General features: G+C 68.0%; 13 protein-coding genes and 1 pseudogene. 4 read left to right on the top strand and 10 right to left on the bottom strand.

The annotated features are described in order from the left end of the window. Positions 1 to 25: 25 nt before the first annotated feature. Positions 26 to 1057, top strand: a complete 1032-nt coding sequence (locus F0344_RS30155; protein ID WP_185301779.1) for a LacI family DNA-binding transcriptional regulator — start codon at positions 26 to 28, stop codon at positions 1055 to 1057. Positions 1058 to 1134: 77 nt separating this feature from the next. Here the strand turns inward: F0344_RS30155 and prcA are convergent, their stop codons facing one another. From prcA to arc, 6 genes and pseudogenes are all read right to left on the bottom strand, one after another. Then, complete coding sequence (gene prcA, locus F0344_RS30150) at positions 1135 to 1956, bottom strand: proteasome subunit alpha (protein ID WP_185301778.1); 822 nt, start codon at positions 1954 to 1956, stop codon at positions 1135 to 1137. Positions 1957 to 2012: 56 nt separating this feature from the next. Then, positions 2013 to 2858 carry a proteasome subunit beta gene (prcB, locus tag F0344_RS30145; protein WP_185301777.1) on the bottom strand — a complete coding sequence of 282 codons (846 nt, stop codon included), beginning with the start codon at positions 2856 to 2858 and terminating at the stop codon, positions 2013 to 2015. Next, a pseudogene (locus tag F0344_RS30140) lies at positions 2810 to 2987 on the bottom strand (endonuclease domain-containing protein); the annotation flags it as partial. The gene prcB and the pseudogene F0344_RS30140, both read right to left, overlap by 49 nt. Before the next feature lie 46 nt (positions 2988 to 3033). Further along, the gene (locus tag F0344_RS30135; RefSeq protein WP_185301776.1) at positions 3034 to 3252 is read right to left on the bottom strand and encodes a ubiquitin-like protein Pup; all 219 of its coding nucleotides are present in this window, start codon (positions 3250 to 3252) and stop codon (positions 3034 to 3036) included. Positions 3253 to 3372: 120 nt separating this feature from the next. Next, a complete protein-coding gene (gene dop / locus F0344_RS30130) occupies positions 3373 to 4884 on the bottom strand; it encodes a depupylase/deamidase Dop (RefSeq protein WP_185301775.1) in 1512 nt (503 codons plus the stop codon). A 237-nt stretch (positions 4885 to 5121) separates the two neighbouring features. Beyond that, on the bottom strand, positions 5122 to 6888 hold the full coding sequence (arc, locus tag F0344_RS30125) for a proteasome ATPase (protein ID WP_185301774.1): 1767 nt from the start codon (positions 6886 to 6888) through the stop codon (positions 5122 to 5124). 240 nt (positions 6889 to 7128) lie between these two features. Between arc and F0344_RS30120 the strand changes: the two genes are divergently transcribed. Then, positions 7129 to 7440 carry a ferredoxin gene (locus tag F0344_RS30120; RefSeq protein ID WP_185301773.1) on the top strand — a complete coding sequence of 104 codons (312 nt, stop codon included), beginning with the start codon at positions 7129 to 7131 and terminating at the stop codon, positions 7438 to 7440. Positions 7441 to 7455: 15 nt separating this feature from the next. Here F0344_RS30120 and F0344_RS30115 read toward each other — a convergent pair whose 3' ends face one another. From F0344_RS30115 to F0344_RS30105, 3 genes are all read right to left on the bottom strand, one after another. Beyond that, positions 7456 to 8034 (bottom strand): hypothetical protein, encoded by a 579-nt coding sequence (locus F0344_RS30115; protein ID WP_185301772.1) that lies wholly within the window; start codon positions 8032 to 8034, stop codon positions 7456 to 7458. Between the two features lie 211 nt (positions 8035 to 8245). Beyond that, the gene (locus tag F0344_RS30110; RefSeq protein ID WP_185301771.1) at positions 8246 to 9145 is read right to left on the bottom strand and encodes a tRNA (adenine-N1)-methyltransferase; all 900 of its coding nucleotides are present in this window, start codon (positions 9143 to 9145) and stop codon (positions 8246 to 8248) included. Positions 9146 to 9205: 60 nt separating this feature from the next. Beyond that, a complete protein-coding gene (locus F0344_RS30105) occupies positions 9206 to 10456 on the bottom strand; it encodes a site-2 protease family protein (protein ID WP_185301770.1) in 1251 nt (416 codons plus the stop codon). Between the two features lie 172 nt (positions 10457 to 10628). Here F0344_RS30105 and F0344_RS30100 point away from each other — a divergent pair, with 172 nt between their 5' ends. Together F0344_RS30100 and F0344_RS30095 are read left to right on the top strand one after the other, a co-directional pair. Next, entirely contained in the window at positions 10629 to 11474 is an 846-nt protein-coding gene (locus tag F0344_RS30100; protein ID WP_308461012.1) for a RecB family exonuclease, read from the top strand. 9 nt (positions 11475 to 11483) lie between these two features. After that, positions 11484 to 12155, top strand: coding sequence for a response regulator (locus F0344_RS30095; RefSeq protein ID WP_185301768.1), 672 nt, complete (start codon positions 11484 to 11486; stop codon positions 12153 to 12155). A 129-nt stretch (positions 12156 to 12284) separates the two neighbouring features. Here F0344_RS30095 and F0344_RS30090 read toward each other — a convergent pair whose 3' ends face one another. After that, complete coding sequence (locus tag F0344_RS30090; RefSeq protein ID WP_185301767.1) at positions 12285 to 13886, bottom strand: ABC transporter substrate-binding protein; 1602 nt, start codon at positions 13884 to 13886, stop codon at positions 12285 to 12287. Between the last annotated feature and the right edge of the window lie 357 nt (positions 13887 to 14243).

The following is a 14243-nucleotide window of genomic DNA, read 5'->3' as shown; positions in this document are numbered from 1 at the left end:
GCACCACTGAGCACGGAGGCCCGAAGTGACCAGCGCGCAGCAGCCCGCCCCGGCACGGCCCACCAGCCGGGACGTGGCACGGGCGGCCGGAGTCTCCCAGGCCACCGTGTCCCTCGTGCTCGGCGACAAGTGGCGGGGAAGGGTGTCGGAAACCACAGCGGTACGCGTACGGGACAGCGCCGCCTCGCTCGGATATCGGCCGAATCTCGCCGCCCGCAGCCTCCGTCTCGGCAGCACCCGGACGGCGCTCCTCGTCGTCCCCGCGCTCACCAACGAATTCTTCGCCCGGGTCTACACGGGCGCGGCCGGCGTCGCCGCAGCACATGACTTCGGGGTCGTGCTGTACCCGTCGCCGGACGGCACGGGCCCGGCCAGGGACCCCTTCGCCTCGGCCCGTGCGTCGCTGGACGGTGTGATCGCCTCGTCCATGGCAACCGAGGCCCTGGGGGCGCTGCGCGGCGCCGGACTGCCTCTCGTGATGCTGGACAGCGACCCTGCCGATCCGGGCGCGGCGGCGCAGGTGAACCTCGATATCGCCGACGGCATGCGGCAGGTGACGGAACATCTGCTGGACCTGGGCCACCGCCGGTTCGTCCACCTCGCCTCCGCCGTGGATTCCTGGACGTTCGCGGTCCGCGCCGGGGCGCTGCGTGACACCGTGCGCGGGGTGCCGAGTGCGGTCGTACGCACCGTCCCCGCCGCGCTCGATGTCACGGCCGGGCGAGAAGCCGTGGAACGGGCGCTGGCGGCCCCGGGGCCTCTTCCGACGGCCATCGTCTGCGACGACGACATCCTGGCCGCAGGAGCCTGCAAGGCGGTCCGCAGACGCGGACTGCGGGTACCGGAGGACATCTCGGTGACCGGCTTCGACGACCTCGCGCTGGCGACGGCCGTGGAGCCGGAGCTCACCACGGTGCGGCTCCCCGCCGAGCAGGTGGGCGAGCGAGGCATGGAGGCCCTGCTGGCCGTTCTGGACGGCCGCCCGGCGAAGCCCGGCAGGCTGCCCGTACACCTGGTGGTACGCGGCTCGACCGCGACCGCCCCGGCCCTCCCCTGACCGGCTCCGGCATGACCGTGCCCCGGCCCGCCGTCAGCGGCGGTACGGGGCACGGCAACGGAGCGTCGAGCGGAGTGTCAGTCCTCGGCAGGGGGCTCCGTGGTGCCACCGGAGCCCTTGGCCTCGCTCCTCCCGGTCGCCGAATCGCCGGAATCGTCGGTTTCGTCGTCGGAGGGTGCGTCCGTCGGGGCCCCGCCGCCGTCCGCGTCGAGGAGGCGCGCCAGCTGGCGCCCGACGATCCGCTTGAACTTGCGCTGCTGCGGCCTCGTGCGGTCCAGGACCGCGACCTCCAGCCGTTCGGCGGGAATCTCCCGCTCGCCGCCGTTGGGCTCCCGTGACAGCGCTTGGACGGCCAGCTTGAGCGCCTCGGCGAGCGTCATGCCGTCGCGGTGACGCTGGTCCAGGAAGCTGCTGATCTGCTCGGCGTTCCCGCCGACCGCGACCGAGCCGTGCTCGTCCACGATCGAACCGTCGTGCGGCAGCCGGTAGATCTGATCGCCCTCGGGCAGTGCGCCGACCTCGGCGACCACCAGTTCCACCTCGTACGGCTTCTCGGCCGCACTGGAGAAAATGGTGCCGAGCGTCTGCGCGTAGACGTTGGCCAGACCACGAGCCGTCACATCATCACGGTCGTAGGTGTATCCACGGAGATCGGCGTATCGCACACCGCCGATACGGAGGTTCTCGTACTCGTTGTACTTGCCGGCGGCCGCGAAGCCGATCCGGTCGTAGATCTCGCTGAACTTGTGCAGCGCACGGGACGGGTTCTCGCCGACGAACACAATGCCGTCGGCGTACTGCAGCACAACCAGGCTGCGACCACGGGCGATGCCCTTCCGGGCGTATTCCGCCCGGTCGGCCATGGCCTGCTGAGGTGAGACATAGAACGGCGTCGACACCGGCTATCCGTCCCTTTCTGTCAGTGACGAGTGCATCGAAGAAGGCGGAAGGCCGGTCAGAGCAGCGCGGCGCGCGGCCCGTCGGGCTCTTCCATCCGGCGCTCCAGCACGGCGGCGGCGATCTCGGCGGATTCCACGTCCGTGAGCCTCCGGAAGCCCTCGTCGGTGATGACGGTGACGATCGGATAGATCCGGCGTGCCACGTCCGGTCCGCCGGTCGCCGAGTCGTCGTCCGCCGCGTCGTACAGCGCCTGCACCACCAGGGTCAGCGTCTGCTGCTCCGTCAGGTTGTCGCGGTAGAGCTTCTTCATCGATCCACGGGCGAAGATGGAACCGGAGCCGGTGGCCGCGAAACCGACTTCCTCGGAACGGCCGCCCGTGACGTCGTACGAGAAGATTCGGCCCTTTTCACGGTCGACGTCGTAGCCCGCGAAGAGCGGGACGACGGCGAGGCCCTGCATGGCCATCGCCAGATTGCTGCGGATCATCGTGGAGAGCCGGTTGGCCTTGCCCTCCAGGGAGAGCGTGGCGCCCTCGACCTTCTCGAAGTGCTCCAGCTCCAGCTGGAACAGCTTGACCATCTCCACGGCCAGACCCGCCGTACCGGCGATACCCACCGCCGAGTACTCGTCGGCCGGGAAGACCTTCTCGATGTCGCGCTGCGCGATCATGTTCCCCATGGTCGCCCGTCGGTCACCGGCGAGAACCACGCCACCGGGGAAGGACGCCGCGACGATGGTCGTCCCGTGCGGTGCCTGGATGGCCCCCTGGAGGGGCGGCAGACTCCGCTTGCCGGGCAGCATGTCGGGTGAGTGGTCGGACAGGAAGTCCATGAACGAGGACGAACCCGGCGTCAGGAAGGCAGCTGGTAGACGCCCGGTGCTACGAGTGTTGGCTTCCACGCGTTTCCCTCCAGGTATGCGATGGCCCTGCGCAAGGAGTCAGGATCATCCCCCAACTTGCCGATGGCCGAATTGCAGTTGAAGCAGTACGTCCCGGACCCTACCCGTCCTGTGGTGGTGATCCACATGGAGTTGCAGTCCGGGACGCACTTTCCACCCCGTTCACATGAGTGAACTACTGTCCACCCTTCTGAACGAACGAGCGAACGAAGTCCTCGGCGTTCTCTTCCAGGACGTCGTCGATCTCGTCCAGGACCGAGTCGACGTCGTCGCTCAGCTTCTCCTGTCGCTCCGCGAGGTCCTCGGAAGCCTGCGCGTCCCGCGCCTGCTCCTCGGCCTCCTCGTTGGAACGCGTCGCCTTCTGCTGTCCGCCGCCGGTGTCCTTGGTCGCCATATAGCTCACCCCGCTCGGTTCGAAGCAATTGATCAGACCCTACCCATGAGGTCCGACATTGGCCCGGTACTTGTCTCAACGTCCGGAGGTCATCGGAATGATTCCCAGCCGGCAGCCCTTTCAGCCGCCCGAGAGCACCCGGACCAGCTCTTGCGCCGTACGGCAGCGGTCCAGGAGCCCCTCGACGTGTTCGCGTGTCCCGCGCAGCGGTTCCATGGTGGGCACCCGCTGCAGGGAATCCTGGCCGGGCAGATCGAAGATGACCGAATCCCAGGAGGCCGCGGCGACGTCGTCCGCGTACTGCTCCAGGCACCGGCCACGGAAATATGCCCTGGTGTCCTCAGGCGGCTTCGTCCGGGCCCGCTCGACGTCGCTCTCGTCCAGGAGCCGCGTCATCTTCCCGCGGGCCGCCAGGCGGTTGTAGAGGCCCTTGTCGGGTCTCACGTCGGCGTACTGGAGGTCCACCAGGTGCAGGCGCGGGGCGTCCCAGTCGAGGCTGTCGCGTCGCCGGTAGCCCTCCATGAGTTCCTTCTTCGCGATCCAGTCCAGCTCCCCCGAGAGGCTCATCGGATCGTTCTCCAGCCGGTTGAGCGTGTCCTCCCAGCGGGTCAGGACGTCCTTCGTCTGCGCGTCGGCGTCGGCGCCGTACCTCTCCTCGACGTACTTGCGGCCCAGCTCGAAGTACTCCATCTGGAGCTGCACAGCGGTGAGTGTCCGGCCGCTGCGGAGCGTGATCAGCTGCTTCAGTGTCGGGTCATGCGAGACCTGGTGCAGGGTGCGCACCGGCTGGTCGACGGCGAGGTCGACGTTGATGAAGCCGTCCTCGATCATCGAAAGGATCAGTGCCGTGGTGCCGAGCTTGAGGTACGTCGAGATCTCGGACAGATTGGCGTCACCGATGATCACGTGCAGCCTGCGGTACTTCTCGGCATCGGAGTGGGGTTCGTCGCGGGTGTTGATGATGGGGCGCTTGAGCGTGGTCTCCAGGCCCACCTCGACCTCGAAGTAGTCGGCGCGCTGGCTGATCTGGAAGCCGTGCTCATGGCCGTCCTGACCGATGCCGACCCGGCCCGCGCCGGTGACGACCTGCCGGGAGACGAAGAAGGGCGTGAGATGGCGCACGATGTCCGAGAACGGGGTCTCCCGCTTCATCAGGTAGTTCTCGTGCGTGCCGTACGAGGCGCCCTTGTTGTCGGTGTTGTTCTTGTAGAGGTGGATCGGCTGGGCGCCCGGGATCGCGGCGGCCCGCTCGGCGGCCTCGGCCATGACCCGTTCGCCGGCCTTGTCCCAGAGCACCGCGTCGAGCGGGTTGGTGATCTCGGGTGAGCTGTATTCGGGGTGCGCGTGGTCGACGTAGAGCCTGGCACCGTTGGTGAGGATGACATTGGCCAGGCCGATGTCCTCGTCGGTGAGCTGACTCGAGTCGGCGGTCTCACGGGCGAGGTCGAAGCCTCGCGCGTCGCGCAGCGGATTCTCCTCCTCGAAATCCCAGCGGGCGCGGCGCGCCCGGTGCATCGCCGCCGCGTAGGCGTTGACGATCTGGGACGAGGTGAGCATGGCATTGGCGTTGGGGTGACCGGGAACGGAGATCCCGTACTCGGTCTCGATGCCCATTACTCGCCGTACGGTCATGCGGCCCTCCTTGCCCGGCGCCGGTCCCCTCCGGGGGCGGCGCTCAAGTACCGCTGCTTGTCCGGTGGGCGTGCGGTGCCCGTCCCCGCACTGCGCGACTCGGCGGTACGGCAGAGCCTAGAGCGCCATTGCGCCGGTGGGGAGATCAATTACGTCATTGCTCGGATATGGCCGAAGCGGCCGGGGAAAACAACCGGCTGCGGATGCCCGGCCGGGCATCCGCAGCCGGTCTGCGTTCTAGAGGTACTGCCCGGTATTTGCCACTGTGTCGATGGAGCGTCCGGTGTCCGCACCCTGCTTTCCGGTGACGAGTGTGCGGATGAAGACGATCCGCTCACCCTTCTTTCCGGAAATCCTGGCCCAGTCGTCCGGGTTCGTCGTGTTGGGAAGGTCCTCGTTCTCCTTGAACTCGTCCACACATGCCTGGAGGAGATGGGAGACGCGAAGGCCCTTTTGGCCGTGTTCGAGGAATGCCTTGATGGCCATCTTCTTTGCCCGGTCGACGATGTTCTGAATCATCGCGCCCGAGTTGAAGTCCTTGAAGTACAGGACTTCCTTGTCACCGTTGGCGTAGGTGACCTCCAGGAAGCGGTTCTCCTCGGACTCGGTGTACATCCTCTCCACGACGGACTGGATCATGGCGTGAGTGGCGCCGGGCCTGGAGCCGGCGTGCTCGGCCAGATCCTCCGAGTGGATCGGCAGCGAAGGCGTCAGGTACTTCGCGAAGATGTCCTTCGCGGCCTCCGCGTCCGGACGCTCGATCTTGATCTTCACATCGAGTCGGCCGGGCCGCAGGATGGCGGGGTCGATCATGTCCTCGCGGTTGGAGGCGCCGATGACGATGACGTTCTCCAGTCCCTCCACACCGTCGATCTCGGCGAGCAGCTGGGGAACGATGGTGTTCTCCACGTCCGAGCTGACACCGGAACCACGGGTGCGGAAGAGGGATTCCATCTCGTCGAAGAAGACGATGACGGGGGTGCCCTCGCTCGCCTTCTCCCGGGCACGCTGAAAGACCAGGCGAATGTGCCGCTCGGTCTCGCCGACGTACTTGTTGAGGAGCTCGGGGCCCTTGATATTGAGGAAGTAGCTCTTCCCCGCGGGCTGTCCGGTGACCTCGGCGACCTTCTTGGCCAGTGAGTTGGCCACGGCCTTGGCGATCAGAGTCTTGCCGCAGCCGGGTGGACCGTAGAGCAGGATGCCCTTCGGCGGCCGCAGCTCGTGCTCCTTGAAGAGGTCGGGGTGGAGGTACGGAAGCTCGACCGCGTCGCGGATCAGTTCGATCTGGTCGCCCAGACCGCCGATCTTGTCGTAGTCGATGTCCGGGACCTCTTCGAGGACCAGTTCCTCGACCTCGCTCTTCGGGACCACTTCGTAGACGTAGCCGGATCTGGGTTCCAGCAACAGGGAGTCGCCGGGACGGATGGTCATGTCCATCAGCGGCTCCGCGAGCCGCACCACCCGTTCCTCGTCGGTGTGCCCGATCACCAGAGCACGCTCGCCGTCCTCGAGGATCTCCTTGAGGGTGACGATGTCCCCGGCCCGCTCGAACGCCATGGCCTCGACCACGTTGAGCGCTTCGTTGAGCATGACTTCCTGACCTCGCCTGAGGTCTTCGAGGTCGACGCTTGGGCTGACGTTCACCCGGAGCTTGCGGCCCCCGGTGAAAATATCGCAGGTGCCGTCCTCGATGGACTGCAGGAAGACACCGAAGCCGGCCGGCGGCTGTGCGAGCCGGTCGACCTCCTCTTTGAGGGCCACGATCTGGTCTCGGGCCTCGCGGAGCGTATTGGCGAGCCGCTCGTTCTGGGCGGACACGCCGGCCAGGTTGGTCTGCAACTCGACGATCCGCTCTTCGAGAATCCTCGTATGACGCGGAGAGTCGGCGAGCTTACGTCGCAGGACGGCGATTTCCTGCTCGAGATAGACAACCTGGCCGGCTGGGTCTTCTGACCCCCGCCCGGGCCGGATGCCGCGGTTGATGTCGTCGTCGTGGGCTGCCACGGTCCTCACCTCCTCCAAGGGGAGCTGGACGCTTCCTGACCCTACCTGGGTGGGTGATGATTGAAACCCCTAGATCACAAAGACTCCGGGGCGTGTCCGATCTTCACCCTTGCGCTCTCCCTCACGCCAAGGGAATACCCACTTTGAGCACCGGAAAGCCGCCGGTTGTATCGTCGAAGCGTTCAACACCCGTCAGGGCTGGCTTCATTTGGTTCGGATACGCAGGGAACGGCAGGACATATGACCGTGCGGCAGGACGCTCCGGGCGACAGCGGAACACAGGATCTGGAGGTCTGGATCGACCAGGACCTCTGCACGGGCGACGGTATCTGCGTGCAGTACGCACCCGAGGTGTTCGAGCTGGACATCGATGGCCTGGCGTACGTGAAGAGCGGGGAGGACGAGCTCCTCCAGGACAAGGGCGCCACGACGCCGGTGCCGCTGCCGCTCCTCCAGGACGTGGTGGACTCGGCCAAGGAGTGCCCGGGCGACTGCATCCATGTACGACGCGTTTCGGACAGCGTCGAAGTTTTCGGTCCGGACGCGGCCTGAGGGCTGTCCGGCGGCTCAGGCGTCGCGCGCCAGGTCCTGGTCGGACCTGACGAAGGCGTTGCCCTTCCACTGCCAGCTGGCCTTCTCGGTCTCGTCCGGGCAGCAGCGCGGCACGTCCATGGTGGAGTAGCCGAGCAGTGTCGCCGAGACGATTCCGTCGTGCACGGAGAAGTCGGTGACCGTCGTCCGTGAAGCGGGGTCCACCAGGGTCGCGACGACCCTGGGAGCGGCCCCGCTTCCCTGTGTCAGGACGTAGACACCGCTGGGCGGTGTGCCCATGCCGGCGTCGCAGTGGACCACGGCGACGGTCTCGGGGCGGCCGTCGCCGTCGAGGTCTCCGGGGGCTTCGTCGGCCACCACGTTCTTCGCGCCGCCGCAGTCGAGGGGGTAGACCGCGGCTGCCGCGTCGGGGGCGGCCGCGGGCACACCGCCGGACCGGGAGGCCACTCCGTGACCGGATGCCGTGGCGGTGGCCGTGCCGGGCTGGAGCAGGCCCGCACAGGCGACGACGGCTGCCATCGCCGTGGCCGTGGCGAGCCAGTGCACCGGCTTCGTGGCGGTGTGCGCGAGGTCCGGGAGCGCGGAGGTCTGCACGCGGTATGTCTCCTGTGGTTCCTGGGGGCCTGGAAAGGCGGTGCCGGCTGCGCGTCGGCGGGCGGGGGGTGGCCAGCATCGTGCCACACCTCGCACGACCGCGGAACGGTGGGGTCGGCACCCGCTCACCGGGGCAACGAAAAGGCGCCGCTGCCGAGTTCCCCGGACAGGTCGGGGAACTCGGCAGCGGCGCCCGAGCGTTGTTACGGCGTCAGGCTCGGGAAGAGGTGCTGCCCGGGCCGTCGTAGTCGTCTCCGTAGGCGCCCTTGGAAGGGCGGCGACGGCGCAGCGGGGCCTCGACGCCGTCCGCCAGGCGGCGCGCGGTGACGAGGAAGCCGGTGTGGCCGATCATCCGGTGGTCGGGACGGACGGCCAGGCCCTCGACGTGCCAGTTGCGGATCATCGATTCCCAGGGCTGCGGTTCGGCGAAGCAGCCGATCTCGCGGATGGACTCGACGGTCCGCGAGAGCTGGGTGGTGGTGGCGACGTACGCGCAGAGGATGCCGCCGGGCACGAGTGCCTTGGAGACGGCTTCCAGGCACTCCCAGGGCGCGAGCATGTCCAGGACGACACGGTCCACGTCGGTGTCCGAGAGGTTGTCCTGGAGGTCGCCGATGGTGAGCTGCCAGGCGGGGTGCGGGGAGCCGAAGTAGCGCTCGACGTTCTGCTGGGCGATCTCGGCGAAGTCTTCGCGGCGCTCGTAGGAGTGCAGCATTCCCTGCTCGCCGATGGCGCGCAGGAGGAAGGTGCTCAGTGCACCGGATCCGACGCCGGCCTCCACGACGCGGGCGCCGGGGAAGATGTCGCCGAAGGCCAGGATCTGCCCCGCGTCCTTCGGGTAGACCACGGCGGCACCGCGGGGCATGGACAGGACGTAGTCGGGGAGCAGGGGGCGCAGCGCAAGGTAGGCGACGTTCCCCGTGGTGCGGACAACACTGCCCTCGGGAGCACCGATCAGCTCGTCGTGCGGGAAAGAACCCTTGTGGGTGTGGAAATTCTTTCCGGCTTCGAGCGTGAAGGTGTAGTGGCGTCCCTTGGGATCGGTGAGCTGTACCTGGTCCCCGACCTTGAAGGGCCCGCGACGTCGGGCGGCACCGGTCGGTTCAGACATGTGGCCAGCGTACCGGTGTTTCCGGGGGCTCCGACCGCCCGGCAGCGGCTCGACGGCGTCTCAGGCGCTCGGGCGGGCCATCGCGGCGACGAAAGCGCGTTCGACGTCGATGGTGGAGAGGACTCCGTAGATCTCCCCCGTCTCCTCGACGACGAGGTATTCGGTGGCCGGCGTGGCCTTGAGACGGTCGAGGAGGGCTTCGCCGGCCAGTTCGGCGGGGATCCTCATGCCGTCGGTGAGGTCCTGGGCGAGACCGCTCACGGCGACCCAGGGGCGGCGGTGCTCGGGAACACCGACGATGGCGGCCTCCCGGACCAGACCCTTGGGGTTGCCCTGTCCGTCGACGACGACCAGGGCCCGGGCCCCTGCCTCGTTGGCCCGGCGCAGCGCCTCGGAGAGGGGGGTGACGGACTCCACGGGGACGGCGCGCCTGGTGAGGGTGCGGGCACGCAGGTCCGGGAGGTGCTCGCGGAGGCGGGCCATGCGCAGGCTGTTTCCGGCGCCCGTCCAGATGATCCCGGCGAGGATCGCGGCGAGCAGGGCGTCGGTGACGGTCTCCACGCCGGTGATCTCGTCGGTTGCGTTGCCGAGCGCTCCGGTGTGGGTGAGCAGCGGGAGCCCGATGAGGACGGCGACGGCGAGACCACGGCCGACCCAGGCGGCGACGACGGTCCCGCTCATCGGCTTTCCGGTGATCTTCCAGACGACGGCGCGCAGCATCCGTCCGCCGTCGAGCGGGAGGCCCGGGAGGAGGTTGAAGGCGGCGACGAGGAGGTTGGAGATCATCAGCCCGGCGAGGAGCACGCCGGGGACGGTGGGGGGATCGACGAACTGCATCCCCGCGTAGAAGACACCGGCGAGGACGAGCGAGAGCAGGGGGCCGACGAAGGCGAGGACGAATTCGCGGCCCGGGGTCTCGGACTCCTTCTCGATCTCGGAGACGCCGCCGAAGAACTGGAGCTGGATGCGCCGGACCGGGAGCTTGTAGCGCAGCGCCGCGACCGTGTGGGCGAGCTCGTGGACGAGCACCGAGGCGTAGAAGGCGATCGCGAAGAAGAGCGAGACCAGGTAGCGGATGTTCCCGAGTCCGGGCAGGACCCGCTCCAGCTGGCCGCCGAAGACCCACGTGATGAGCGCCGCGACGATGAACCAGCTGGGGGCGACGTAGACCGGCACACCGAAGGGGCGGCCCATCAGGATGCCGCCGCCCGGTTCGGCCGGTCGCTTCGGCGTGCCCTTGTCGGGCGCGGCGCCCGGGTCCGTGCCCCCTGCGCCTTGCTGCGGCCGCCCGCTGTCACCGCTGTCGTCCACGGGGTCCCTTCGGTCGGTGGCGTCTTGCCACGATCATGCAGTGTGCGAGGGTCTGCCGTCGATGGTATTCCGCCCGGTGTCAGTGGCGGGCCGTAGGGTCTTCGACATGACCTCCGCACCCCGGCCGCCTCAGCCGCCCACGTCTTTGTCTCCGTCGCGGGCGAGCGACTTCATGCAGTGTCCCCTGCTGTACCGCTTCCGGGTCATCGACAGGCTTCCCGAGAAGCCCAGTGAGGCTGCTACCCGGGGCACGCTGGTCCACGCCGTGCTTGAGCGTCTGTTCGACAACCCGGCCGTGGAGCGTACGGCTCCGAAGGCACGGGCGTTGATCCCCGGCCAGTGGGACCGGCTGCTGGAGTCGAAGCCGGAGCTGACGGAGCTGTTCTCGGGTGACGCGGAGGGTGAGCGGCTTTCGCGGTGGCTCGGCGAGGCGGAGCAGCTGGTGGAGCGCTGGTTCTCGCTGGAGGACCCGACACGGCTGGAGCCGGCAGAGCGTGAGCTGTTCGTCGAGACGGAGCTGGAGTCCGGGCTGCGGCTGCGTGGGGTGATCGACCGGATCGATGTGGCGCCGACGGGCGAGGTCCGGATCGTGGACTACAAGACGGGCAAGGCACCGCGTCCGGAGTACGCGGAGGGTGCGCTGTTCCAGATGAAGTTCTACGCCCTGGTGATCTGGCGGCTGAAGGGCGTGGTGCCCCGGCGTCTCCAGCTGGTCTACCTCGGCAGTGGTGACGTGCTGACGTACGACCCGGTCGAGGCGGACCTGGAGCGGGTGGAGCGCAAGCTGCTGGCGCTCTGGGAGGCGATCCGGGAGGCGACTGAAAGCGGCGAATGGCGGCCGCGGCCGACGAAGCTGTGCGGCTGGTGCGACCACCGTGCCGTCTGTCCGGAATTCGGCGGTACTCCCCCGGTCTACCCCCTGTCCGTGCGCCCGGCGGAATCGGCGCAGGACGTCCAGGGCAGAATGGGACAGGTCCGGGCCGAGGCCGGCCAACCGGTGGCCCTCGAAGGCCCTTAAGGAGATTTCGTGGCGATCCGCGTCCTTCTGGTCGATGACCAACCGCTGCTGCGCACCGGCTTCCGGATGATCCTGGAGGCGGAGGGGGATCTCGCGGTGGTCGGCGAGGCCGGCGACGGTCTGCAGGCCATCGATCAGGTGCGGGCGCTGCAGCCCGATGTCGTACTGATGGACATCCGGATGCCCCGGATGGACGGGGTCGAGGCGACCCGGCAGATCACCGGACCGGGCCGCGACGGCCCGGCGAAGGTGCTGGTGCTGACCACCTTCGATCTCGACGAGTACGTGGTGGAGGCGCTGCGCGCCGGAGCCAGTGGCTTCCTCCTCAAGGACGCTCCGGCCAACGAACTGGTGCAGGCGATCAGGGTGGTCGCGGCGGGGGAGGCGATGCTGGCGCCCAGCATCACGCGCCGGCTGCTCGACAAGTACGCGGACCATCTGCCGTCCGGCGAGGACCCGGTCCCGGACGCCCTGCACACGCTGACGGACCGTGAGGTCGAGGTGCTGAAACTGGTGGCGCGCGGACTGTCCAACGCGGAGGTCGCCGCAGACCTGTTCGTCAGCGAGACGACCGTCAAGACCCATGTGGGCCACGTACTGACGAAGCTCCGTCTGCGCGACCGCGTGCAGGCCGCCGTGTACGCGTACGAGAGCGGACTGGTGCGCCCCGGCGCCCAGTGAGCAGTGGGTGGCGTGCCACCCTGCCGGCCGGTCCGGGGTGTGTCACCCGGACCGGCCTTTCTGTTGTGACGGGGTGTCGCCACGCGGTGTCGCCACGCGGTGTCGCCACGCGGTGTTGTCGTGCGCTGTTTACGCGGTGCCGCGCCCGAGCTCCCACAGGTGGAGGTCGGCGGAGGCGTTGACGGCCCACTCCACCCCGGTGAGGCCTTCACGGGAGGCGATGTACTGCTTGCCCTGCCAGACCGGGAGTACGGGGACGTCGTCGGCGACGATGTCCTGGAGCCGCTCGAAGGTCTTGGACGCGGCGCTGCGGTCCGTCTCGCGGCGGGACTGCGGGATGAGGGTCTTCTCCGCCACGGCGGAGCGGTAGGGCGAGTTGAGGAAGTCGTTCTTGTCCAGGAACGGCGCCGTGTAGTTGTCCGGATCCGGGAAGTCCGGGAACCAGCCCATGCCGTAGACGTCGTAGTCGCCGCGCTTCTGCGCCGGGCGGTACTCCGCCCAGGGGGTGCCTTCGACGGTCACGTCGAACAGCTGCGAGTCGTTCAGCTGCTGCTTCAGCATCTCGAACTCGGTGGCGGTCGCGGGTCCGTAATGGTCCGTCGTGTAGTGCAGTGTGAACTTCACCGGCGTGTCGATACGGGCGGCGCGCAGCGTGGCCGCCGCCTTGGCCGTGTCGGGCTCGCCGTACTTGTTGAAGAACGAGTTGGTGTGGCCGGTGATGGTGGACGGGATCAGCGAGTACAGCGGCTCGGCGGTGGTGCCGTACACCTTGCTCGCGATGGCGCCGCGGTCGATGACGCGGGCCATGGCCTGGCGGACGGCCTTGCTCTTCACCGAGGGGGCGTCCGTGTTGAAACCGAGGTAGCGGATGGCGAGGCCGGGCATCTCGGTGAGCTTCACCCCGTCCTTCGGCTTCACGAGCATCCGGCCGGCCTGCCCGGGCGACATGGTGCGGGTCATCAGGTCGACCTTCTTGGCGTCGAGCGCCTCGCCCATCGCGGCGGCGTCCGGGAACAGGTCCAGCTCGACCTTGTCGTTGAGCACCTCCAGGTCGCCCATGTACTTCGGGTTCCTGGTGAAGAGGACCTTGGTCACCTGGCCGTTCTTGACCTCGGGCTTCATCGTGTACGGGCCCGAGCCGTCGACCTGGAAGCCCTTGCGGGCGCTCTTCGACGGGTACTTGTCCTGCGCGACGATGCCCGCGGCGGGCGTGGCGAGCTTGTACGGGAAGGTCGCGTCCGAGCTGCGGAGGTGGAAGATGACCTCGTCGTCGCCCTTGGTCTCGATCTTGTCGATGTTGTCGAGCAGACCGGCGGGGCCGCTGTCGGAATTGATGTCGAGGACGCGCTGGACGGAGTACCGCACGTCCTCGGGCGTGAGCGCCGTGCCGTCGGCGAAGGTGAGCCCCTTGCGCAGGGTGCAGCGGTAGCTCTCGTTCTCCGTGTCCGTGAAGACGCAGCTCTTCGCGGCGTCGGGCACGGGCTCACCGCCGCCGCGCGGGACGTGCATGAGGGTCTGCACCGTCTGTCGCAGAACGTTCCACACGCCCGCTTCGTAGCCGATGGCCGGGTCGAGCGGCGCCGGGTTGTCCTTCGTGGCGATGAACTGGTCCGTGGTGCCGACGACGATGGTGTCCTCGCCCTCGTCGCCGCCTCCCGTCACCCCGCAGGCGGCGAGTACGGGCGCGAGCAGGCCGACCACGGCCGGCAGCACCAGCGTCTTGCGGTTCATCTGAGCGTTCTCCCTCATTCCGGTATGTGAGAAAACGAGATTAGTAGGGATGGTCGGCGACGCCTGACAGACGGGACTGCTCGCGCTGTCCACCGCCCTCCAGAAGGGGCGGCACGAGGAATTGTCCGCCTGGTTGTCTTTCGCACACGGCGTGACGCAGAGCGCCGGTCAGTGGGTCGAATCGGGTCACATCGTAAGATTTCAGCCGCGAGAGAATCACCCATGGCCGGGCAAAGTCCGCACACGACCCGTTTTCGACCTATTGACATGAACCTGATTTACCCCTGCGTCGGGGGGAGAGCGAGCACACGTTCTGAGACCGAGAGCTTTTCCGTACATTCACAAGAACACTCTCGG

Source organism: Streptomyces finlayi, from assembly GCF_014216315.1.
Taxonomy (GTDB): Bacteria; Actinomycetota; Actinomycetes; order Streptomycetales; family Streptomycetaceae; genus Streptomyces; species Streptomyces finlayi_A.
Note: the sequence above shows the minus strand (reverse complement) of the source record. Positions and strands in the feature narration are given on the sequence as shown.